Origin of the sequence: Massilia arenae (genome assembly GCF_008014745.1) — a bacterium.
GTDB classification, from domain to species: domain Bacteria; phylum Pseudomonadota; class Gammaproteobacteria; order Burkholderiales; family Burkholderiaceae_D; genus Telluria; species Telluria arenae.
This window is the reverse complement of sequence record NZ_VPFD01000005.1, coordinates 42,940-65,654: the sequence shown is the minus strand read 5'-3', so window position 1 is coordinate 65,654 and position 22,715 is coordinate 42,940. Positions and strand designations below refer to the sequence as shown.

Sequence of the window (22,715 nt, the reverse complement as noted above, 5' to 3'; positions counted from 1 at the left end):
ATGTTCATGGTGCGGCGAGGACCCGGTGCATGGCCGTGGCCCGTCAGCGACGGGTCAGGCCGAAACGAGAGGACGCACGGGCGCGCGTCTGGAGAATCCAGGGCGCCGGGCGGACTTCAGGTACAGCGACGGATCAGGCGAAGGGCGGGGCGCGTGAGCGGAAGGCCAGCGCGGGCGCGGCTTCGATGCCGCGCGTGGGGACGGCGTGGTGAAGAATGACGGCCGGATTGGCCGGTTGAAGATGGAAGGTGGATGCCGGAAGGGCTGCCGCGAACTGGGCCGCGGCGACGCACAGCTCGCAGGCGTGGGCCGCGAATTCCTGGGTGTCGCTGCCGACTTCCTGGACTGCTGCTGCCGACGCAAGCGCTGCGGCCGGCGCCAGGTGGCTGACCGCGTGCGACAGCGACGCCTGCTGGGTGAACAGCAGGAACAGCATCAGCAATAGTGACAACGGTCGACGCACGGTCCGGATCAGCCTTGGCGTAAAGCCCTTGAAAGATGGTCGCAAACAGGATGCGACAAAAAGGGCTTGCAGTATAAACCAGGGTGCGTGGAAGGGTTTATATATTTTTGCTAGGCAGAATGAAATCAAAGGGCTTCGCTTGTGGTGGGGAGACCACGCAAGATCTTGAACAGTCCGCTCTTCAGTTCCGGTAGGGCAACTATTCACGTAAAATCGGTAAGTCAGATACTCCATATGAACGCTTGTTGATGCGTATGCCAACTGTCCGGAATCTGCCGCGCACCCTGCTTCCCCGGGGCCTGGCAGGATACATGGCGCTCGCAACTTCCATTCTTTGCGGCGTCCTCACCATCATCCTGGTCGCCCTGGTCCAGAACCAGGCGCGCGACCACGTGCGCGACAGCATCGGCTTGGGCCTGGGCGAGCTGGCCCAGCAGGCCGCGGACAAGCTCGACCGTGGCATGTACGAACGCTACCGGGAAGTCAATCTGCTGGCGCTTCGCATCGGCGACCTGGGTCCGCAGGTGATGCTGGAATCGCAGCGCCGCATGCTCGATGACGCCCATCGCAGCTATGGCTACTACAGCTGGATGGGCATCGCGACCGTGGACGGCAAGGTCCAGGTGGCGGCGCGCGGCCTGCTCGAAGGCGCCAGCGTCGCAGCCCGGCCGTGGTTCACCAACGCCCTGGCCGGCGTCCACATCGGCGACGTGCACGAGGCGCTGCTGCTGGCCAAGCTACTGCCGTCGGTGAACGGCGAGCCGCAGCGCTTCGTCGACGTCGCGTTTCCGATCGAGGCGCCGGACGGTGCGCCGCGCGCGGTGCTGGGCGCCCACCTGTCGTGGCAGTGGGCGCGCGACGTCGAGCGCTCGGTGATCGAGCCGATCCAGGAGGGGCGGCAGGTGGACGCCCTGATCGTCGATACCAAGGGCCTGGTCCTGCTCGGACCGCCCGGCCTGCAGGGCACCACCATCGATACCGCCAGCCTGCACCGCGCGCGGGACGAGCGCGGCATCGGCTACGTGCTGGAGCGCTGGAGCGACGGCAAGGAGTACCTGGTCGGCTACAGCCAGACCGACGGCTATGCCGACTATCCCGGCCTTGGCTGGACCGTGCTGCTGCGCCAGGAGGCGGGCAATGCCTATGCGCCGGTGCAGCGGCTTGGCCAGTATGCGCTGTGGACCGGCGTGGGCCTGGCGGTGCTGTTCTCGATCGCCGGCGTGCTGGTGGCGAACTGGATCACCCGTCCGATCAAGAACCTGCAGGTGTACGCCGACCGCATCCACCGCGGCAGCGCCGCGCCGCTGGTGCCGGACGAGCGATCGTACGACGAGGTGCGCAGCCTGGCCAGCGCCCTGAACACGCTGCTGGCCGACCTGGTGCGGCGCGGGCGCGAGCTGGAAGAGCTCAACCGCACGCTGGAACAGCGGGTGAGCGAACGCACCCAGGAACTTGCGAGCGCGCTGGCCATGGTCCAGCAGAACGCGCAGCACATCAATACCATCATCGAGACCGCCCACGACGCCTTCATCGGCATGGACCTGGACGGCATCGTCACCGACTGGAATACCCAGGCCGAGCGCATGTTCGGCTGGCGCCGCAACGAGGCGATCGGCCGTCCGCTGGCCGACCTGACCCTGCCGCCGCGCTATCACGACTCGTTGCGGCGCGCCATCGTCGAGTTCCGCACCACCGGCCACACGGGCGCCCTGAACCGCCGCGTCGAGCGCATCGTGCGCACGCGCCAGGGCGATGAGTTCGCGATCGAGATGACGGCCGGTATCGCCGGCATCGGCGAGCGCAGCTTCTTTTCCATCTTCCTGCACGATATCTCGCTCAGGAAGCGCGTCGACCAGATGAAGAACGAACTGGTGGCCACCGTGTCGCACGAGCTGCGAACTCCGCTGACCTCGATGCGCGCCTCGCTGTCGCTATTGAAGAGCGGCGCGGCCGGACCGATCGACGGCGAGGTCGGGGAACTGGTCGAGATCGCGCACCGCCACTGCGAGCGCCTGGTGCGGCTGGTGAGCGATATGCTGGACGTGGAAAAGATCGAATCGGGGCGCCTGTCGGCCCATCCCAAGCCGCAGCCCCTGATGCCGATCGTGGAGGACGCGCTGGGCGCGATGCGGGTCCAGGCCCAGGATGCGCAGGTCGAGTTGCGCAGCGCTTGCGAAGCGGGCCTGGAACGGTTGCCGGTCGAGGTCGACCGCGACCGCATCACCCAGGTCCTGATGAACCTGCTGTCGAATGCGCTCAAGTATTCGCCGCCCCAGGGCGCGATCGAGGTGATGCTGGCGCGCGGCAGCCGCGGCCTGCGCATCACCGTGGCCGACCGCGGGCCGGGCATCCCGCCCGCGTTCCGCGCGCGCATCTTCCAGCGCTTCTCCCAGGCCGATGCAAGCGCGGATCGCAAGACCAGCTCCGGACTGGGGCTGGCGATCAGCCGCCAGATCATGGTCGAGCATGGCGGAGAGTTGTCGTTCGAGGACCGCGAGGGTGGCGGCACGTGCTTTCACGTCGACCTGCCGCTGACGGCGGCAGCGCAGCGCGCGCTCGCGGCCTGAGAGTTTCAGCTAGAGTCTCAGGAGGCTTCCTGGTCGGCCGTCCACACGGCCAGCTCGTAGCCGTCGGGGTCGACGAAATGGAAGCGCCGTCCGCCCGGGAAGGTGAACGTCTCCTTGCTGATGCGGGCGCCGGCGTCGACGACGCGGCGCAGGGTCGCTTCCAGCTCGTTCGAATACAGGATCACCAGCGGGCCGCCGGCGCGCACTGGTCCGTCGGTCGTGAAGCCGCCGGCCAGGCGGCCGTCGCGGAATTCGGTATAGCCGGGGCCGTAGTCGATAAAGGTCCAGCCGAACACCTGGCCATAGAAGGCCTTGCTGCGCGCGATGTCGGCGACGTTGAATTCGATGTTGTCGATCTGGTGGTGGTGGCCTTGCGTGCCCATGGACGTCTCCGGAAGTGAGGTGGAGACGTGATCTTACGCCAAAGCGCCGCTCAACCGTCGAGCAGGCCCGCCGCCGCCTCCACCAGCGCCTCGGGACTGAAGGGCTTGACCATGTAATGATCGGCCCCCGCGGCCAGGCCGGCCGCGACGTCGCTCTGCTGGCCGCAGGCCGACAGCAGCATGATCTTCACGCCGGCGGTCGCCGGCGCGTCCTTCAGTTTGCGGCACAGTTGCAGGCCGCTGATGCCTTCGCCCAGCCACACGTCCAGGATCAGAAGGTCGGGCACGGCTTGCGCCAGCTGGGCCAGCGCGGCCTCGGCGCTCGAGGCCTGGGCCACCTCGCCCAGCGAACGCAGGGTCAGGCGGATCAGCAGGCGCAGGTCGGGCTGGTCGTCGACGACGAGGATGCGGCGCACCGTCAAGAGGCCTCCGGGTCGGCGGGCACGCCGTCGCGCGGCAGCCAGAAGGTCACCTGGGTGCCGTCCCCGGGATGCGAAACGATTTCCACCTTGCCGCAATGGACGGCCACGATCTCGCGCACGATGGTCATGCCCAGGCCGTTGCCCGGCACGTCGGGCAGGGCGCCGGCGCGCCAGAAGGCGTCGTAGACCTGGGTCCGCTGTTCTTGTGTCATGCCGACGCCGCGGTCGCTGACGGTCACGGCGGCGCCCGGGCGGCCGTCGCGCGCCTGGGGCCCGATGTCGATCTCGACCTTGCTGTCCGGCGCCGAATAGGCCAGGGCGTTGGCCACGATATTGGCCAGCGCCTGCGGCACGCGCTGCGGGTCGGCCAGGACCTGCGGCAGGTCCGGGGCCGGGCGCAGCACAACGCGGGCCGACTGCGCCACGTCCTCGATCCCCGCCTTCACCTTGTCCACCACCTGGGCCAGGTCGAGCGGCGCCGGGTGCAGCTGGTCCGAACCGCCGGAGTCGATGCGCGCCAGGTCGAGCATCTGGTTCACCAGGCCGATCAGGCGATTGGCCTGGCGGTGGATGATGTCGATCAGCTCGCGCCCGGTGGCGGCGTCGAAGTCGCGCTTGAGCAGCAGTTCGGAAAAGCCCAGGATGCTGGCCATCGGCGTGCGCAATTCGTGGCTGGCGGTGCGGAAGTAATCGTGGCGACGCCGGTTGGCGGCGCGCACCCGTTCCTGCTCGGCGCGGTGCCAGGCCACGTCGCGCACCGTCGCCACCAGGTAGTCACGGCCGTCGAGCGTCATCCCGGCGATCGAGACGTCGGCTGCGAAGGTGCTGCCATCGATGCGCCGCCCGGTGCCCTCGTGGCGCGCCACCGCCTGCGGGGCGATTCCGATCAGGGCGCTGGACGCCTGGCCGGCCAGCACCTGGCAGGGAGCGCCGAACATGCGCTCGGCGGTCGGGTTGCAGGACTGGATCGTGCCGGCCGCGTCGAACAGCAGCACGCCATCCGGCAGGTGGTCGAGCAGGGCGCGCACGGTCGCCGCGCTGCGCCGCTCGCGTTCGACCGCGGCCCGCAGTTCGAGAGCAGCAACCTCGCCCGCGACGATGCCGGCCAGGTCGCGCAGCACGGTGCGTTCTTCCGGGCCGAACTCGCGCGGCACGCGGTCGATGATGCACAGGGTGCCGATGCGGGTGCCGTCGCCGACCTCGATCGGCGAGCCGGCGTAGAAGCGGATGCCGGCATCGGCCAGGACCAGCGGGTTGGTCGCGAAACGGGCGTCCTCGCAGGCATCGCGCACCACCATCACATCGTCCTGCAGGATGGCGTGGGCGCAGAACGAGGCCGAGCGTGGTGTTTCCGGCAGCGCCAGGCCGACCCGCGACTTGAACCACTGGCGATCGGCATCGATCAGGCTGACCAGGGCGGTGGGTACGTTGAACATGCGCGCCGCCAGCCGCGTGATGCGGTCGAAGCGTTCGTCGGGAGGCGAATCCAGGAGCTCGAGGTCGATCAGGACCTGCAAGCGGCGCGCCTCGTCGGCGGGCAGCGGGGCGGGAGTATGGAGTGTCTCGTTCATTATCATTGGTATGCGTTGGCGTGCGTTGGCGATTCTGGCCCTGTCCAGGAGGCCGCCGGCAGCCGCGCGGTGACCGCCGCGCGCAGGGCCGCGAGCGGGGCCGGCTTGGTGAGATACGCGACGTCCTCGGGCAGTCCCATGGCCAGCACCATCGGCTTGTCCATGCCGCTGACGACGACCAGCGGCAGGCTGGCGGTGGCCGGGTTGTTGCGCAGGGTGCGGATCATGCCGAAGCCGTCCAGGCCCGGCATGTGCAGGTCGCTCACCAGGATGTCGGGCCGCGCCTCGCCGATCCGGATCAGCGCCTCGATGCCGTTGCTGGCCTTGCGCACCGCGAGGTCCAGGCCCCAGGTGGAGATCTCCAGCTCGTACAGGCGCAGCAGGATGGCGTCGTCGTCGACGATCAGGACGCTGCGCGCGCAGGCGGTCGGCGCGATCGGGCGCGCCGCGGGGATCGGACGGGGCACGCCGGCCAGGGCGGTGCGGCGCTCGGACAGCAGGCGCTCGACCGAGTCGACGGCGATGCGGCGATGGCCGCCTGCCGTCTTCCAGGCCTGCAGCGTGCCGTTCTCGACCCACATCTGCACCGTCCGGTGCGATACGCCGATCCGGTCGGCGGCCTGCCTGGTGGTGCAAAAGGCGGCCCGGTCGAATGAGGGGCCTTGGGTGACTTGCTGATCGGCGGTTTTCATATTTACTGATTTTACTGTTTCACATTTGCCTGTCAAGGGCAAACCACAGGTAGATCAAATTACCGCTGAGCAAATGATTGGAACGCTGTACCGGTGTGGTGCGAGCGGTACAGTAGCCCCTCTGGGACGCTTATCCGGCGCCGTCGTCGGTGATCGCGGGAGGCAGGTAAAGTGTGACTTCCGTGCCCACGCCCAGCTGCGATTCGAGTGTAATCTGGCCGCCGTGCAGGTCGACGATTTCCTTGAGGATGGTCATGCCCAGGCCGCTGCCGGGCACGCTGGAATCGCGGTCGACGCGGTAGAAGGCATCGAATACCTGGGCCTGCTGTTGGGGCGTCATGCCCAGCCCCTGGTCGCGCACCCGGACCGCGACCATGAGCCGCCCGTCGCGCCGCTCCAGGCGCGCCTGGAGCGTGATCGGCGTGCCGGGGGCCGAGTACTTGATGCTGTTGCTGACGATATTGGTCAGCGCCTGCTGCATCTTTTGTGCGTCGGCCGCCAGCGGCGGCAAGTCGGGCGCAAGGTCGGTGCGCACGCGATGCGACTGGCCCAGGCCTTCCAGGCAGGCCAGGGTCTGTTCCACCAGCGGAGGCAGGACGACCGCGGCGAGCTTGAGTTCGGCCGCGCCGCCGGCCTCGATGCGCGCCAGGTCGAGCATCTGGTTGACCAGGTCGACCAGGCGGCCCGATTCGCGGTGGATGATCTCGACCAGCTCGCGCTGGGTGGCGGGATCGAAGTCGCGCTTGAGCAGCAGCTCGGAAAAGCCCAGCACGCTCGACATCGGGGTGCGCAGCTCATGGGTGGCGGTGGCGAAATGGTGGCGCCGCCGCGCGTCGGTGGCGCGCGCGCGTTCTTCCTGGGCGCGGCGCTGGGTGATGTCGCGCACGGTGACGGCGAACTTGGGCCGCGCGGCCCAGGCCATGCGGCAGTACGAGAATTCGACCGGGAAGCGGCTGCCGTCCAGGCGCCGCGCACCCGTCTCATACGGGCAGCCCTCGACCAGCAGGCCGGCGCGGCGCCGGGCCACCAGGTCTTCGTCCAGCAGCTCGCCCAGCGGACGGCCGGCCAGCATGGCGCCGCTGGCGCCGAAGATCTTTTCGGCGGCCGGATTGGCGGCCACGATCACGCCGTGCACGTTGAGCATCAGGATCCCGTCCGGCAGGTGGGCCACCAGGGCCTTTTCCCAGCCCTCGGGTGCGGGGCGGCCGGCCGGCCGCGCACGCAGCTCGTCGCCGGCGATCGCCGCCAGGTCGCGCAAGGTCGCCATCTGGCCCTGGTCGAACTGGCGCACCTGGCTGTCGATCACGCACAGGGCGCCGACCCGGCTGCCGTCAGGCGCGGCCAGCGGAATGCCGGCATAGAAGCGCACCCGCGGCTCGCCCAGCACGAAGGGGTTGGCGGCGAAGCGCGGGTCGAGCCGCGCATCTTCGATCACCAAGCCTTCGGGGTGCTGGATGGTATGGGTGCAGAACGAGGTGGCGCGCGACGTTTCGTGCAGGTCGATGCCGACCCGCGACTTGAACCACTGGCGCTCGGCGTCGACCAGGGCGACCAGCGAGATCGGCACGCCGAGCAGGCGGCAGGCGAGGCGGGTGATGCGGTCGAAGCGTTCTTCGGGAGGGGTGTCGAGCAGTTGCAGCTCGTGCAGTGCCCGGACGCGCGCGGCGTCGGGCTGTGGGTCAAGCAAGGCGGTACGAACGATCTTGTGCGGCTCGTGTCGCATTCTTCTCAGTCCTGGTTAGGTCTCCATGGCGCCGTCGCCCGCGCCCAGGATCTGTTCTACCTTGGCGCGCAGTTCGGGGAAACGCACCGGTTTGGAGAACACCGGTATGTCGGACGGCAAGCCCATCGAGGCGATCGTTGCCCGGTCCAGCCCGCTGATGACGATGATCGCCATCTTGCCATAACGCGGATCAGCACGTAGCGTACGTACCATGCGGAAACCATCCATGCCCGGCATGTTCAAGTCGCTGATCAACAGGTCGGGCTTGGCTTCGCCGATCCGGATCAGGGCGTCGAAACCGTCGCGCGCCTTGATCAGCTCGGCATCCAGGCCCCAGCCGGAAATTTCCAGCTCGTACAGGCGCAGCAGGGTGGCGTCGTCGTCGGCCATCACGATGCGGCGCGCCGACGAGGGCTCGGCCGCTGCGGCCGGCTGGCTGGCGGGCGCTCCGCCCGCCACCGCCTGGTTGCGCTGCGCCACCAGCCGGTGCACCGAGGTGAGCAGGATACGGCGGTGGCCGCCCGCCGTTTTCCACGCCTGCAGCACGCCGCCCTCGACCCACAATTGCACGGTGCGGTGCGAGACGCCGAGCAGGCTCGCGGCCTCCTTGGTCGAACAGACTTCCGAGGAAGCGGGATCTGGCTGCGCCGGCGATGGACTGCTGTGCGATTTCATGGATTCAAGTGTGCATAGGGTTAAACGCCCCGCCGGCATGGGCCGGCAAAAACGCGCGGCGCACGCTTGCCGGATTGGCACGAGCGTGCGACGGAGCATGATACAGGCTGCCAGCATGCTCAACAAATACGCATGGGCAAGTCGACAATCTATCAAATTCTCACAATTTGCGATAGTGAAACTCGATAATTCGTTTCTTTATTGTAACTTGCGGTGGCTGACTTATGCAGCACGATTGAATTCCGTGACCAGCCCTACTGGACCTTGACCGACACGCTGACGCTGCCTGTCGCGCCGGGCGCCAGCGTCCCCGTGACGCCCCACTCGACCTTGCCGGTGGCGCCTACCTCCGGCTTGCTCGCCACGGTGCACGACAGGCCCGCCGGCATCGATCCGCAGTTGCTGTCCACATAGGTGGTGTAGGCCGGGGTCGGATCGCTGACCTTCAGGTTGCCCAGCGTGGTGGTGCCGGTATTCTCGAAGGTGATCGTATAGGTGATGGTGGCGCCGGGCAGGGCGGCGGACTTGTCGGCCGCCTTGGTCAGCTTGAAATCGTCGCAGGTCTGGCAGATGCCTTCGACGGTCACCACCATCTCGCCCAGGCCGATGCCCAAGAGCTTGAGGAGCGGGTCGGCCACGCCGGACAGGACCGGCGCCAGCAGCGGCGACACGACCTTGGTCACCAGCGTCACCACCAGCGGCTGGACCACACCCTGCAGCAGGCCCAGGCCCGGCATGTCGCGAAACTTCAGGTTGGTCACCAGGCTGTTGGCGGCATTGGTCACGAACATCGTGCTGCTGCTGACGGTGCGGGTCTGGGGGAAGTTGCCCGACATCGTCACGCTGGTCGAGAACGGCGCCTGGGCGCGCACGATGCTCTTGACCTCGAGCGGAATATTCACCGATGCCAGGCCCAGCACCAGCGTCGCCTGCAGGTTGCCGATGGCGCCGAAGTCGACGTCCGAGTCGCGGATGGGGCTGCGGCTGAAGAAGACGCCGTCGTCGATCTTGCCGATATACAGGTCGGCCACGCCCGGCGCGACCTGCAGGGTGACGGCCTTGGCGGCGGCGTTGACCGCCGCCAGGCTACCCTGGCCACGCGCGACGTCGGCATACACGTCCAACCTGCCAATGCCGATCGAAGCGCTCTGCAGCAGGCCGAGGCCGACCAGGGTGTCGGTGACCGGGGCCAGCGTGAGAAGGTCGAGCTTGAGCTTGATGCGCACCGCGGCCGAATAGAAGGTCGAGCCGGTCGGACCGCACACGTAGGACGGCGGCTCGATCACCTGGGCGTACAGCTGCAGGCTGTTGAGTATGCCCAGGGAGCCCAGCGGGCCACCGGAGATGCCGACCGGCACCGGTGTGGTGAGCACGTTGCGGCGGTTGTACAGCTGGATCAGGCCGGTGAAGGCGTGGTCGCGGGAGCGATCACCCTGGAAGACGGCGCGCGCATCGTCCAGATGCTCGACGCCGCACGCCTGGTGCGCATCGATAACGTGCCGCAAGTGCGGGCCCACGCCAGCGTGGCGCGCGAAGCCTGGCGCATGCGCTTCCTGCGCCAGGCGCAAGGCCGCAAGTGCATCTCGTTCACCGTCGGCGGGCTGCGCTTCGCGCTGGCGATGGAGGCGATCCAGGAAATCATGCGCGTGCCGGCATTGCAGCCATCGGTGATGCTGGGCCGCCTGTGCAAGGGCTGGCTCAACCTGCGCGGCGCACCGGTCGGCGTGGTCGATTTCGGCGCGCTGCTGCAGTGCGCGCCCGGTACCGGCGACCCGGACGATGCGCGGGTGCTGGTGGTGCGCATCGGCGACGAGCAGATGGGCCTGCTGGTCGACGCGGTCGACGACATCCGCCCCTACTTCGACACCGACATCCTGCCGATTCCGATGCTGGGCACCGCGCGCGGCGCCATGTACCGGGGCTGCCTGCCGAATGCGGAGCTGGGCGACAGCCTGTTCCTGGCGCACGATGCGCTGTTTTCGGATGCCGAGGTGGCCGAGATCTGCGCCGGCCACCGCCGCCTGTACGCGGCCGAAGCCGGCGCCGCCCGTGCGGCCGAGAAGAAGGTGGGGGCGCGCCGCGTCTACTTGGCGTTCTCCCTCGACACCGGCTGGGCGGCCGACATCGGCCAGGTGCGCGAGATCGTCGGTTTCGACGGTCCCGTCACCCGTCCGCCCGGCATGCCGGAATGCGTGCACGGCATGATGCAGGTGCGCCAGCAGATGGTGTGCGTGATCGACCTGCGCACCCTGTACGGCATGGCGCCGCTCGAAGACCGCTCCGGTTGCCGCATCCTGGTGCTGGAGCACGAGGGCGAGCGTTTCGGCCTGGTGGTCGATCGCGTGGACACCATCCTGTCGCTGCCCGACAGCCAGCGCCGTCCTTCGCCGCAGCTGCTGCGCGTGAACGGACCCGAGGACATGCGGCGAGACGCCGCCGAAGTGCTCGAGGTGCCGGGCGAGGACGGACGCGAGGACGTGCGCACGCTGCTCGACAAGGAACGCTTCCTGGCGACGCTGCGCGGGCAGCTGGGCGGCGCCTGAACGGTTGCCCGGACAAGCGCGCGAATCAGGCCAGCTTCTCCAGCAGCGCCGCCAGCTGCTCCGCATCGTAGGGCTTGGGCAGCAGGGCGTCTGCCGCCTCCGATGCGTGGCTGGCCCCGCTCATGAAGACAATCCGCGCGCGCGGCAGCTTTTCCCTCACCAACCGCGCAAGGGCCTCGCCGCCCAGCCCCGGCAATTGCAGGTCGGTCAGCACGATGTCCGGCTGCCTGCCCAGCAGCGCCAGCGCCGCTTCGGCGCTGGCCGCCTCCAGTACCTCGTAGCCCATGATGCGCAACAGTTCCGCGGTGTTGTCGCGGATGTCGTCCTCGTCTTCCACCAGCAGCACGCGCGCCTTCGAGCCGGCCGGCGCCGCGGCGCCGGACGACGGCTGCAGGGCCGCATTCTTCTGCTGCTGGTTAGCGAGCACGTGGCGGATCTTGCGCGCCAGGGCATCGCGCGTATACGGCTTGCCCAGCAGTTCGACGCCCGGGTCGAGGCGGCCGCCGTGCACGATCGCGTTCTCGGTATAGCCCGAGGTGAACAGCACCGCGACGTTCGGCAGGCGCTCGCGCGCCTTCCTGGCCAGCTCCGGGCTGCGCAGGGGGCCCGGCATCACGACGTCGGTGAACAGCAGGTCGATGTGGATGCCGCTGTCGATCACGGTCAGGGCCGAGGCGGCGTCGTTGGCGCGCAGCACCCGGTAGCCCAGGTCGGTCAGCAGGTCGACCACGGTCAGGCGCACCTGTTCGTCGTCCTCGACCACCAGCACGGTCTCGTGGCCGCCGGTCACCGGCTGCGCCAGCTGCTCGCCGGCGAGGTCCTCGGCCTGCAGCGAGCGTGGCAGGTAGATCTTGACCGTGCTGCCTTCGCCGACCTCGCTGTAGATCTTGACGTGGCCGCCCGACTGCTTGACCAGGCCATACACCATCGACAGCCCCAGCCCGGTGCCCTTGCCCTCGGGCTTGGTCGAGAAGAAGGGTTCGAAGGCCTGGTCGATGACTTCTTGCGGCATGCCGCTGCCGGTGTCGCTGACGGCCAGCAGCACGTACTGGCCGGGCGTGACCTCGGGGTGGGCGGCGCAATAACCGGCGTCCAGCGCGGCATTGGCGACCTCGATGGTCAGCTTGCCGGCGCCGTCCATGGCGTCGCGCGCATTGATCGCCAGGTTCAGGATCGCGTTCTCGAGCTGGGCCGGGTCGACCTCGGTGGTCCACAGGCCGCCCGACATCACCATCTCGACGTCGATTTCCTCGCCCAGGGCGCGTCGCATCATGTCTTCCATGCTGCCCAGCAGGCGGCCGATCTTGACCGCCTTCGGCTCGAGTGGCTGGCGGCGCGCGAACGACAGCAGGGAGCTGGCCAGCTTGGCGCCGCGCTCGACGCCGTTCATCGCGTTCTCGACGCGTTTTTTGATCTCGGGCAGGCCGTCGGCGCGGCGCGCGATCAGTTGCAGGTTGCCGCCGATGACCTGCAGCAGGTTGTTGAAGTCGTGCGCCACGCCGCCGGTCAGCTTGCCGATGGTTTCCATCTTCTGCGCCTGCTGCAGCGCGGCCTCGGTGCGCCGCATGGCTTCCATCTGGGCCAGGTCGGTGCTGATGTCGCGGCCCACCGCGTGGATGTAGTGGTCGTCGGGAGATGCGGTCCAGGACAGGTGGCACCAGCTGCCGTTCTTGCGTCGATAGCGATTCTCGAAGCGGTAAACCTGGCCGCCCAGGCGCAGCGCCTCGATCTGGCGCGTGGTGGGTTCGCGGTCGTCCGGGTGCACCAGGTCGAGCAGCGGCGTGGCGAGCACCTCAGCCTCGGTCCAGCCGAGGATATTGGTGAAGGCCGGGTTCACCGCGGACAAGCTCCCCTGCAAGTCGGCCACCAGCATGATGTCCTTCGACAGCCGCCACATGCGGTCGCGCTCGGCCGTGCGGCGCTCGACCCGCTCCTCGAGGGTGGCGTTGACGGTGGCCAGCGCCTCGCTGGCGCGCTTTTGTTCCTCGATGTCGATGCTGCTGCCGATCCACAGGACGCCGTCGCCGGCCTCGCCCGGCGAGCGTCGCGCGCGCACCAGGTGCCAGCGGTATTCGCCGTCGTGGCGGCGCAGCCGGATCTGGGCGTCGAGCGGGGCGCCGGAGGCGACGCTGGCGTCCCATAGCGTGCGGTAGCGCGCGGCGTCGTCCGGGTGTATCAGCGAACCCCAGCCGCGGCCCAGCACGCCCTGCGGATCGGCGCCGGCGCTGGCATATTCGTGCACGCGGTCGTTGATCCAATCCACGCTGCCGTCCTCGCGCGCCGCCCACACGTGGTTGGGCATGGCCTGGGCGAAGGTGCGAAAGCGCGCCTCGCTGGAACGCAGCGCGCGTTCGGCGCTCACCCGTTCGGTGACGTCGTTGCCTTCCACGAAGGTGGCGTACACGGCGCCGTTGGCGTCGCGCAGCGGCTGCAGCACGAAGTCGATGAAGGTGCGTACCGGCGCGTCCAGGCCGGGATTGCGCAGCGTGAGTTCGACGCCCTCGGCGCGGAAGGTGGTGCCGTCGGCGAAGCAGCGGTCGAGCACCTCGACGATGCCGTGTTCGGCCAGTTCGGGCACCGCCTGCGCCACCGGCATGCCGAGCAGGGGGCGGTTGCCGGTCAGCGCGCGGTAGGCGTCGTTGGCCAGGGCATAGCGGTGCTCGCCGCCCTCCAGCAGGCAGATGAAGCCGGGCGCCTGCTCGAACGTATTGTTCAGGCGTTCGCGCTCGGCGCGCACATGGCGTTCGGCCTTGACCTTGCTCGACGTCTCCACCACCACCGACATCACGCCGGCGATGCGGCCTTCCTGGTCGCGGATCGGCGAGTAATCGAGGTTCATCCAGACCGGCTCGGGCTGGCCGCTGCGGTGCAGGGTCAGTTCCTGGTCCTGGTAGCTGAGGGTGCCGCCCGCCAGGCCCACCTTCATCACGTTGTCGTTGAAGTCGGCCACCTCGGGCCAGCCTTCGCGCACCTTCGAACCGAGCAGCACCGGATGGCGGCCGCCGGCGAATACCCGGTAGGCGTCGTTGTAGATCATGTAGCCGTCCTCGCCCCACAGGGTGACGATCGGCGCCGGGGTGGCCATGATCAGGGCCACCGTGGTCTTGAGCACGGTCGGCCAGTCTTCGATCGGGCCCAGGCTCGTGGTATCCCAGGGGAATGCTAGTATCAGTCGCGACGTCTCGTCAGTGGCGGGCAGGAAGGGAAGGCTGGCTGGCGGCATCGGTGCGAATGCTAAAAAGTGGACGAAGCATTTTACACTTCAGTTAACATGGAAGACGCCATGTTCGTCGCCGCTGTTATTATTAGGCAACAATTTCCAGGTCCTTTTCATGTGCGTTAATTATCGCCCTCCGACACCCGAGCAGTTCAATGGCCGCATTGGCGCCTTCAGCATCCTGCCGCACGACTGGCACTGGCCCGAGGAGACCTGGAAGGATTACGCGGCGCCGATCCTGCGCGCGGCGCCCGGCTTGCCGCTGGAAGCCTGCGTGGCCAGCTACGGCATGGTGCCGCGGCGCCACATCCCACCCGAGGTGAAACCCTTCGACACCATGAATGCGCGCGCCGAGTCGCTGGTCGAGCGGCGCTCGTTCGCCCCGGCCTGGCGCCGCCTGCAGCTGTGCGCGGTGCCGATGCTGTGGTTCTACGAGCCGTGCTACGAGAGCGGACGCGCCGAGCGCACCGCAATCGGCATGGCCGATGACGCGATGTTCTGGGTAGCGGGATTGTGGCGCGAGTGGCAGGAGGCCGACGGGACGATGGCGACCGCGTTCACCCAGGTCACCATCAACGCCGACGACCATCCGCTGATGCGGCGCATGCACAAGCCGGGCGACGAGAAACGCTCGCTGGTGCTGCTGGGGCAGGAAGAGGTGGGGGACTGGCTGGCCTGCCGCGATACCGACGTCGCGCGCAGCTTCCTGCGGCATTACCCGGCCGAGGCCATGAAAGCGTGGCCGGCGCCGCTGGCGCCGAAGCGCGCTGCGCCACCGCCTTCGCCAAACCTGGAGCTGTTCTAGCCTTGCGTTAAAGACGGGGCAAGCGCTCGCCACCGGCTCAACGTACCAGGCAGGGGCGTTTGTTGTCGAACTTCCAGTCGCGCACCAGGTATTGCATGGCGACCGCATCGTCGCGCGCACCCAGCCCCATGTTCTTGTAGGCCCGGTGCGCCAGTTCCAGTTTGTCGGGGTCGAGTTCGATGCCCAGTCCCGGCCGCTGCGGCACCTGCACCATGCCTCCTTCGATGGTGAGCGGCTGCCTGGTCAGGTGCTGGCCATCCTGCCAGATCCAGTGGGTGTCGATCGCCGTGACCCGGCCCGGTGCTGCGGCGCCGACGTGCGTAAACATCGCCAGCGAGATGTCAAAGTGGTTGTTCGAATGCGAACCCCAGGTCAGGCCGAACATCTCGCACAGCTGGGCCACACGGACCGAACCCTGCATGGTCCAGAAATGCGGGTCGGCCAGCGGTATGTCGACCGATTGCAGCTGGATCGAATGGGCCATCTGGCGCCAGTCGGTCGCGATCATATTGGTGGCGGTGCGCAGCCCCGTCGCGCGCCGGAATTCGGCCATGACTTCGCGGCCCGAGAAGCCGTTCTCGGCGCCGCACGGGTCTTCGGCATAGGCCAGGATGCCGTGCTTGTCGCGGCACACGCGGATGGCGTCGGCCAGCAGCCAGCCACCGTTGGGGTCGAGCGTCACGCGTGCCTGCGGGAAGCGCTCGTGCAGGGCGACGATCGCTTCCATCTCTTCGTCGGCCGACAGCACGCCGCCCTTGAGCTTGAAGTCGTTGAAGCCGTAGCGCGCCTGGGTGGCCTCGGCCAGCCGCACGATGGCCTCGGGCGTGAGCGCTTCTTCATTGCGCAGGCGGTACCAGTCGTTGTCGGCGTCCGGCTCGCTGCGGTAGGCCAGCGGCGTGCGCTTGCGCTCGCCCACATAGAACAGGTAGCCCAGCATCTCGACCGCATCGCGATGCTGGCCGTCGCCCAGCAGCGCCGCCACCGGCACCCCCATGAACTGGCCCAGCAGGTCGAGCAGCGCCGATTCCACGGCCGTGACGGCGTGGATCGTGGTGCGCAGGTCGAAGGTCTGCAGGCCGCGGCCGCCCTGGTCGCGCTCGGCGAAGGCGCTGCGCATGGCGGCCAGCACCTTGTTGTAGTCGCCCAGGGTCGCGCCGATGATGAAAGGGCGCGCGTCCTCGATGGTCTGGCGGATATGCTCGCCGCCGGGAACCTCGCCCAGGCCGGTATTGCCGGCGCTGTCGGTCAGGATGACGATGTTGCGGGTAAACCAGGGGCCGTGTGCGCCGCTCAGGTTCAGGAGCATGCTGTCTTGTCCCGCGACCGGGACGACGCGCAGGCTGGTGACGACGGGGGCATTCAGATTCGGGTGGCGCATGATGGGATGGTCAGGAAAGTGGAAGGTCAGGAAAGCGCATGCGCAGGATTATTCGATCTCGATCTTGCCGTTGGTGATCACGTCGCGCCAGCGCGCCAGTTCCCGGGCCTGGAATGTGGCGAACTGCTCTGGCGACGAGGCCACGATCTCGAATCCCTGCTCATTGAGCTTGCCCTTGATCTGCGGGTCGCGCAGCGCGTTCACGATGGTCGTGTGCAGCCTGGTCTTGACCTCTTTCGGCAATCCCTTCGGCGCGGCGATGGCCTGCCACGAGTACACGTCGACGTCCTTGACGCCCGATTCGGCGAGCGTGGGTACGTTGGGCAGCGCCGCCGACCGGTTGGCGCCGGTCACGGCCAGGGCCCTGAGCTTGCCGGACTTGATATGGCTGAGCACGACGTTGATGTTCTGGAACGAGACGTTGGCGTGGCCGCCCAGCAGGTCGGTGATTGCCGGCGCGCCGCCCTTGTAGGGCACGTGCAGCCCCGAGGTGCCGGTCTTTTGCCAGAACAGCGCCGCGGTCAGGTGGTCCGAGCTGCCCGCGCCCGAGGTGGCGAAGGTTACCTTGCCGGGATTTTTCTTCAGGTAGGCGATGAAGTCGCCCACCGTGTTGGCGGGAACGGTGGCATTCGTCACCAGTACGTTCGGGGCCTGCACCGCCACCGTCAACAGGTCGAAGTCCTTCGATGGATCGTAGGGCAGCCGCTTCTGGAGCAGGGGATTGACCGAGTACACCGCGATCGAGGCCACCATCAGCGTATAGCCATCGGGGGCCGCGCGCTTGACGTAGCCGGCGCCGATCGCGCCGGTGGCGCCCGGTCGGTTGTCGACCACCCAGGGCTGGCCCAGGGCGGCGCTGATTTTCGGGCCGATCGCGCGGGCGATGGCGTCGGTCGATCCCCCGGATGGGAAGGGCACGACGGCGGTGATCGCCTTGGCCGGATAGGGCGCCGCCTGCGCGCCGCCCATCAACGCCAATCCCAGCAGCAGGGACGAAACGGTCGTATTCATTTTCATGGTGTCTCCTCGTTGTAAGTGTTCGAGCGTGATCAGAAGCTGTGGCGCATGCCCAGGTTGTAGCCGGTGTCGCCGCTGCCCGCTTCGGTATTGTTCGCAATGGTATAGCCGGCGCCGTTGCGGTTGTCGACGTGGCCATAGGCCGCGTACAGGCCGGTGCGTTTCGACAGCGCGTACAGGTAGCCGATGCCCCAGGCATTGGCATCCTGGTTGAATGCCGTGCGGTCGTCCTTGTGCAGCACCGACGCCATCAGGGTGCCGGCGCCGATCGGCGCCGTGATGCCGAGCAGGACGCTGCGTCCGTCCGTCGACGGCGTCGGCCTGACTCCGCCATAGGGATTGTTCGGGTTGATCAGCGGCGCCGCATTGAAGCCCTTGTCGACGCCGAAGCCCGCATGCAGCTTGACGCGGGCCAGCTTGTACGATGCGGCCAGCAGGTAGTTGCGGCCCAGCGTGCGTTCCACTGCCGGCGTGGCGCCGCTGGCCGGGACATCGGTGTTCTTGTTGTTGTAGACCAGGCGCAGCGCCAGCGCGCTGGCCGCGTAACCGAGCGCGCCGCCGAACTGGCGTCCGACCGAGGAATCGTCCTGTTCGCCGACGCTGTACGCCAGCTCGGCGTCGAAGCCGTTGACCTTGGGCGTCGCATAGGTGATGGTGTTGCTGGTGCGGATATTGGTGCCGTTGTGGGGGAACAGGCTTTTTGCGCTGCCCGCATAGCCGGTGCTGAACGGATCGACGATGGTCACCATCGCCGTGTGGTAGGGCGTGTACTGGCGGCCCACGGCGACCGCGCCGTAGGCGCCGCGCAGGCCGACCAGAGACTGGCGGTTGAAGATCGTGCCGGCGGCATCGATTTCGCCGGTGTCGATCTTGGTACCTCCTTCGAGGGTGAAGAAGGCCGACACGCCGTTGCCGAAGTCTTCCACCCCGCGAAAGCCGAAGCGCGAGGCGGCGCCGGCGCCGCTGGTGACCTTGGTGATCCGCCCGTTGCCGCCGCCATCCTCGACCACGATCGCGGCATCGACGATGCCGTAGAAGGTCACGGCCGTCTGCGCGTGGACGACGGTGCTGCCGCAGGCCAGCACCAGCGCTGCCAGTTGTTTCATGTTTGTCTCCTGTTATATGGCCGGATTGTTTGTCATCCGTACGCAGCCGGCGCCAGGTCATGCCGGCGAGGCAGAGCCATCATAGGGTGGAGATCGATTCCCGGACAATTCAAATACTGTCGTGTCCGATTCAATATTTGAATCGATCACGGCGACAGGGCGGTTCAGCCCTGGTGAAACGAGGTCAGCACGTGCTGCTTGAACAGCGCGAGCACGGGGTTGTCATTGCTGCGGCGGTAGGCGCCCACCAGGTGGACCGGCTCGGTCGTCATGCGGCGCGTGACGACGCCTTCGAACTGCAGGCGGCAGGCACCTTCGGCGATCAGGGCCGCCCCCATGCCGGCGCCGACCAGGGCCAGCATGGTGTGGACCTGTCCGATGTACTCGACGACGTCGGGCACGACGCCGGCCCTGGCGAAGCGTTCGCTGAGCATCTGGTAGAAGGGCCGCGCCTCGTAGGGCGAGTACATGACGAAAGGACGGCCGTGCAGGCATTGCAGGGTGGGTTCGGCCGGCCACGCGTGGGCTTCGCTCGCCTGGACCGCCAGCATGAGCGACTCGGTGACCATCAATACGCTTTCCAGTTCGCTGTTGATGGGGTGCGGCCGCATCAGGGCCAGGTCGATCTCGCCCGCGTTGAGCGCCTCGACCTGCGCCGTACTCACGAGCTCCTTGAGGTTGAGCGCCACTTCAGGGCAGACCTGGCGAATGGCGCGCACGACCGCCGGCAGCAGGCTGTAGCCAGAGGCGGCGGAAAAGCCTATCGAGAGCGTGCCTTGCTCGCCCCTGGCCGTGCGGCGCGCCTTGACCGCCGCCTCCTGGGCCAGGCGCAGGATGCGGGCGGCTTCCGGCAAAAAGGCCTTGCCGGCGGCGGTGAGGGTGACGGAACGGCTGCTGCGCTCGAGCAGGGCCACGCCGACGCTAGGCTCGAGCAGGCGGATCTGGCGGCTCAGCGGCGGCTGTGTCATGTTCAGACGCTCCGCCGCCCGGCTGAAGTGAAGTTCTTCGGCGACGGCGACGAAGCAGCGAAGCTGGCTGATTTCGAACAAGGTGGACTCCCGGGCTGCTGCGGCAGGTCGCCGCAGCGAGCATGGTAACCGCGGCGCCGGGTTTTGGCCTTACCCTTGCGCCGGCAGTCCGAGATAACGGCGCGCGAAGCGCCCGCCCAGGCGGGTCAATACTTCGTAGCCGATGGTGCCGGCCTGGCCCGCGACCTCGTCCACCGTCTGCTGCGGGCACAGGAGGTCGACCGTCTGGCCGGGCGCGATCCTCGCTTCGGGGATGCCGGTGACGTCGAGCGTGATGCTGTCCATCGACACGGTGCCGGCGAAGGGCACGGCCACGCCGTCGACAAACGCCTGCGAGTGGCCGGTGAGGGCGCGCAGCCAGCCGTCGGCATAGCCGATGGCGATAGTGGCGATGCGGCGCTCGCCCGGCGCGACATAGCGCGCGCCATAGCCGACGATGTCGCCGGCGGCCACGGTGCGCAGCTGCACCACGCGCGCCGCCAGCGACACCGCCTGCGCCAGCGGATTGGCGTGGCCGGGCTGGGGATTGATGCCGTATAGCGCGCAGCCCGGGCGCAGCAGGTCGAAGTGCCAGGCGCTGCCCAGGAACACGCCCGAGGAGTTGGCCAGGCTGGCCGGCACGCCGGGGAACAGCGCGCGCACCTCGTCGAAACGCTGGCGCTGGCGTTCGTTGAGCGGATGCGCCGGCACGTCGGCGCAGGCCAGGTGGCTCATCAACAGGCGCAGGTCGATGCCTTCGAGCCAGGCCGGGTCCTGGCGCAGCCGGTCGAGGTCAAACGGGGCCAGGCCCATGCGCGACATGCCGGTGTCGACCTGGAGGGCGGCCGGCAGCTCGCGCCCAAGCTCGCAAGCCAGCGCACGCCATTCGGCCACCTGGCCGGGGTCGTTCAACACCGGCACCAGGTCGTGCCCGACGCAGTCGCGCGCCGTGCCCGGCATCGCGCCATGCATCACGTGGATGGTGCAATCCGCGGGCACGAGTTGGCGCAGGCGGATGCCTTCGTCCAGATGGGCCACGAAGAAGCTGCGGCAGCCTTCTCGCACCAGCGCTTGCGCAACCTTGTCCATGCCGAGCCCGTAAGCGTCGGCCTTGAGCACCGCCGCGCAGGCGGCTTGCGCGCCACCGGCCTGGCCGCGTTCGCGCAGCAGGCGATAGTTGGCGCGCACCGCGGCCAGATCGACCGTGAGGATGGCCCCGGCGCGGGCGCAGCTTGCCTCGTCGCTCATGGCGTCAAGCCTGCGCCAGCTTGCCGCCGGCGGCGCCGCTGCTGCCCGCGTAGCGGAACACGGCCAGGTCGTCGGCGCGGATCGACGGCGCCTTGCCGCCCACCAGGTCGGCGATCACGCTGGCCGAGCCGGCCGCCATGGTCCAGCCCAGCGTGCCGTGGCCGGTATTCAGGAACAGGTTGCGCAGCGGCGTGGCGCCCACCACCGGGGTGCTGTCCGGCGTCATCGGGCGCAGGCCGGTCCAGAAGCTGGCCTGGGCGGTGTCGCCGGCGCCCGGGAACAGGTCGTTGACGACCAGCTCCAGGGTTTCACGGCGGCGCGGGTTCAGGTCGAGGTTGTAGCCGGAGAGCTCGGCCATGCCGCCGACGCGGATGCGGTCGTCGAAGCGGGTCACGGCGATCTTGTAGGTTTCGTCGAGGATGGTCGACACCGGCGCGCGGGCGGCGTCCGTGATCGGCACCGTCAGCGAATAACCTTTCATTGGATAGACCGGCAGCGGGAACCAGCGCTGCAGCAGCAGGCGCGAGTAGCTGCCCAGTGCTAGAACGTAGCGGTCGGCCTTGAACTCGCCCTTGTCGGTCATGACGGAGGCGATCTCGCCCCCCGCTTCATTCAGATAACGGATCGCGGTGTCGAATTCGAAGCGCACGCCCAGCTCGCGCGCCATGGCGGTGAGGCGGGTGGTAAACAGCTGGCAGTCGCCGGTTTCGTCATTCGGCAGGCGCAGGCCGCCGACCAGCTTGTCGGCCACATTGGCCAGCGCCGGCTCGGCCGTGGCCAGCTGAGCGCCTTCCAGCACTTCATAGGCCACGCCGGCGTTGCGCAGCACCTCGATGTCCTTGGCCGCGCCGTCGAACTGCTGGCGGGTGCGGAACAGCTGCACCGTGCCCTGCTGGCGGCCCTCATAGGCGATGCCGGTGTCGCGCCGCAGCGCGCGCATGCAGTCGCGGCTGTATTCGGCCAGGCGCACCATGCGTTCCTTGTTGACGGCGTAGCGGCCTGGATCGCAGTTGCGGTACATCTCCCACATCCACTGCAGCTGGAACAGCGAGCCGTCGGGACGGATCGCCAGCGGCGCGTGGCGCTGGAACAGCCACTTGGCGGCCTTGAGCGGAATGCCGGGCGCGGCCCAGGGCGAGGCATAGCCGGGCGAGATCTGGCCGGCATTGGCGAAACTGGTCTCGAGGGCCGGACCGGGCTGGCGGTCGATGACGGTGACCTCATGGCCGGCCTGCGCCAGGTAATACGCGGTGGTGACGCCGACCACGCCGCTGCCCAATACGATGACTCGCATACGTTCCTCGAAAGCTGAATCCAGAAAAGGTTGCCATCGTATCGCGGGTAGGGAGATAATTGTTTCTGTTAATAGGTCATTTTTCAGCAAATATTCTGGATTGAAGCCATGCGCGTACAAAAAGCCTCGAGCCGCATCCTGGACCGGATCGACCTGCACATCCTGTCCATCCTGCAGCAGGATGCGCGGATCGTGATGAAGGACCTGGCCGAGCAGGTCGGGCTGTCGCTGACGCCCTGTATCGAGCGGGTCAAGCGCATGGAGCGCGACGGCGTCATCCAGGGCTACTACGCGCGCATCAATCCGCAGGCGCTGGGCATGCAGATCCTGGTGTTTGTCGAGATTAACCTGCACCAGAAATCCGACAAGGCCTTCGAGCGCTTCCGGCGCGCGATGCTGGCGATTCCCGAGGTGATGGAATGCCATCTGGTGTCGGGCGACTTCGACTACCTGATCAAGGCGCGCATTCCCGAGATGTCCGAATACCGGCGCCTGCTGGGCGAGATCCTGCACGTGGCCGACGCCGGCCAGTCGAAGAGCTATGTGGTGATGGAAGAGCTGAAGGAAACGCTGGCGCTGTCGATTCCGCGCTGATCGGCATCGT

The 22,715-nt window shown here is 67.9% G+C and carries 19 protein-coding genes; 4 read left to right on the top strand and 15 right to left on the bottom strand.

Annotated elements, in window-relative coordinates; genetic code table 11:
• Window positions 1-133 precede the first annotated feature (133 nt).
• A complete protein-coding gene (locus FVD38_RS06600; protein WP_147934089.1) occupies window positions 134-463 on the bottom strand; it encodes a hypothetical protein in 330 nt (109 codons plus the stop codon).
• Window positions 464-774: 311 nt separating this feature from the next.
• Here FVD38_RS06600 and FVD38_RS06595 point away from each other — a divergent pair, with 311 nt between their 5' ends.
• A complete protein-coding gene (locus FVD38_RS06595) occupies window positions 775-3,030 on the top strand; it encodes a sensor histidine kinase (RefSeq protein WP_229493462.1) in 2,256 nt (751 codons plus the stop codon).
• A 17-nt stretch (window positions 3,031-3,047) separates the two neighbouring features.
• Here FVD38_RS06595 and FVD38_RS06590 read toward each other — a convergent pair whose 3' ends face one another.
• From FVD38_RS06590 to FVD38_RS06560, 7 genes are all read right to left on the bottom strand, one after another.
• Window positions 3,048-3,413 (bottom strand): VOC family protein, encoded by a 366-nt coding sequence (locus tag FVD38_RS06590; RefSeq protein WP_147934087.1) that lies wholly within the window; start codon window positions 3,411-3,413, stop codon window positions 3,048-3,050.
• 50 nt (window positions 3,414-3,463) lie between these two features.
• The gene (locus tag FVD38_RS06585; protein WP_147934217.1) at window positions 3,464-3,829 is read right to left on the bottom strand and encodes a response regulator transcription factor; all 366 of its coding nucleotides are present in this window, start codon (window positions 3,827-3,829) and stop codon (window positions 3,464-3,466) included.
• A gap of 2 nt (window positions 3,830-3,831) precedes the next feature.
• Window positions 3,832-5,406 carry a sensor histidine kinase gene (locus tag FVD38_RS06580; RefSeq protein ID WP_187271498.1) on the bottom strand — a complete coding sequence of 525 codons (1,575 nt, stop codon included), beginning with the start codon at window positions 5,404-5,406 and terminating at the stop codon, window positions 3,832-3,834.
• 2 nt (window positions 5,407-5,408) lie between these two features.
• The gene (locus tag FVD38_RS06575) at window positions 5,409-6,098 is read right to left on the bottom strand and encodes a response regulator (protein ID WP_147934085.1); all 690 of its coding nucleotides are present in this window, start codon (window positions 6,096-6,098) and stop codon (window positions 5,409-5,411) included.
• A 130-nt stretch (window positions 6,099-6,228) separates the two neighbouring features.
• Window positions 6,229-7,821, bottom strand: coding sequence for a sensor histidine kinase (locus FVD38_RS06570; protein ID WP_147934084.1), 1,593 nt, complete (start codon window positions 7,819-7,821; stop codon window positions 6,229-6,231).
• A 15-nt stretch (window positions 7,822-7,836) separates the two neighbouring features.
• Window positions 7,837-8,496, bottom strand: a complete 660-nt coding sequence (locus tag FVD38_RS06565) for a response regulator (protein WP_147934083.1) — start codon at window positions 8,494-8,496, stop codon at window positions 7,837-7,839.
• Window positions 8,497-8,750: 254 nt separating this feature from the next.
• Entirely contained in the window at window positions 8,751-10,001 is a 1,251-nt protein-coding gene (locus FVD38_RS06560; RefSeq protein WP_147934082.1) for a CLIPPER-2 domain-containing protein, read from the bottom strand.
• On the opposite strand from FVD38_RS06560, the gene FVD38_RS06555 reads away from it, so the two are divergent.
• Window positions 9,957-11,039: a chemotaxis protein CheW gene (locus FVD38_RS06555; RefSeq protein WP_147934081.1), complete on the top strand. Its 1,083-nt coding sequence runs from the start codon at window positions 9,957-9,959 to the stop codon at window positions 11,037-11,039. The genes FVD38_RS06560 and FVD38_RS06555 overlap by 45 nt on opposite strands.
• 25 nt (window positions 11,040-11,064) lie before the next feature.
• On the opposite strand, the gene FVD38_RS06550 is transcribed toward FVD38_RS06555, so the two are convergent.
• A complete protein-coding gene (locus tag FVD38_RS06550) occupies window positions 11,065-14,262 on the bottom strand; it encodes a hybrid sensor histidine kinase/response regulator (protein WP_147934080.1) in 3,198 nt (1,065 codons plus the stop codon).
• A 109-nt stretch (window positions 14,263-14,371) separates the two neighbouring features.
• On the opposite strand from FVD38_RS06550, the gene FVD38_RS06545 reads away from it, so the two are divergent.
• Window positions 14,372-15,061: an SOS response-associated peptidase family protein gene (locus FVD38_RS06545; RefSeq protein ID WP_147934079.1), complete on the top strand. Its 690-nt coding sequence runs from the start codon at window positions 14,372-14,374 to the stop codon at window positions 15,059-15,061.
• 37 nt (window positions 15,062-15,098) lie between these two features.
• On the opposite strand, the gene gudD is transcribed toward FVD38_RS06545, so the two are convergent.
• The 6 genes from gudD to FVD38_RS06515 all read right to left on the bottom strand — a co-directional run bounded on the left by gudD (window position 15,099) and on the right by FVD38_RS06515 (window position 22,111).
• On the bottom strand, window positions 15,099-16,439 hold the full coding sequence (gene gudD / locus FVD38_RS06540) for a glucarate dehydratase (protein ID WP_147934078.1): 1,341 nt from the start codon (window positions 16,437-16,439) through the stop codon (window positions 15,099-15,101).
• A 48-nt stretch (window positions 16,440-16,487) separates the two neighbouring features.
• Window positions 16,488-17,456, bottom strand: a complete 969-nt coding sequence (locus FVD38_RS06535) for a Bug family tripartite tricarboxylate transporter substrate binding protein (protein WP_147934077.1) — start codon at window positions 17,454-17,456, stop codon at window positions 16,488-16,490.
• 32 nt (window positions 17,457-17,488) lie between these two features.
• Window positions 17,489-18,562, bottom strand: coding sequence for a porin (locus FVD38_RS06530; RefSeq protein ID WP_147934076.1), 1,074 nt, complete (start codon window positions 18,560-18,562; stop codon window positions 17,489-17,491).
• 164 nt (window positions 18,563-18,726) lie between these two features.
• Window positions 18,727-19,611: a LysR substrate-binding domain-containing protein gene (locus tag FVD38_RS06525; protein WP_147934075.1), complete on the bottom strand. Its 885-nt coding sequence runs from the start codon at window positions 19,609-19,611 to the stop codon at window positions 18,727-18,729.
• Between the two features lie 69 nt (window positions 19,612-19,680).
• On the bottom strand, window positions 19,681-20,817 hold the full coding sequence (gene alr, locus FVD38_RS06520; RefSeq protein WP_147934074.1) for an alanine racemase: 1,137 nt from the start codon (window positions 20,815-20,817) through the stop codon (window positions 19,681-19,683).
• Between the two features lie 4 nt (window positions 20,818-20,821).
• On the bottom strand, window positions 20,822-22,111 hold the full coding sequence (locus FVD38_RS06515; RefSeq protein ID WP_147934073.1) for a D-amino acid dehydrogenase: 1,290 nt from the start codon (window positions 22,109-22,111) through the stop codon (window positions 20,822-20,824).
• 108 nt (window positions 22,112-22,219) lie between these two features.
• Here FVD38_RS06515 and FVD38_RS06510 point away from each other — a divergent pair, with 108 nt between their 5' ends.
• Window positions 22,220-22,705, top strand: coding sequence for an Lrp/AsnC ligand binding domain-containing protein (locus tag FVD38_RS06510; protein ID WP_147934072.1), 486 nt, complete (start codon window positions 22,220-22,222; stop codon window positions 22,703-22,705).
• Window positions 22,706-22,715 lie beyond the last annotated feature (10 nt).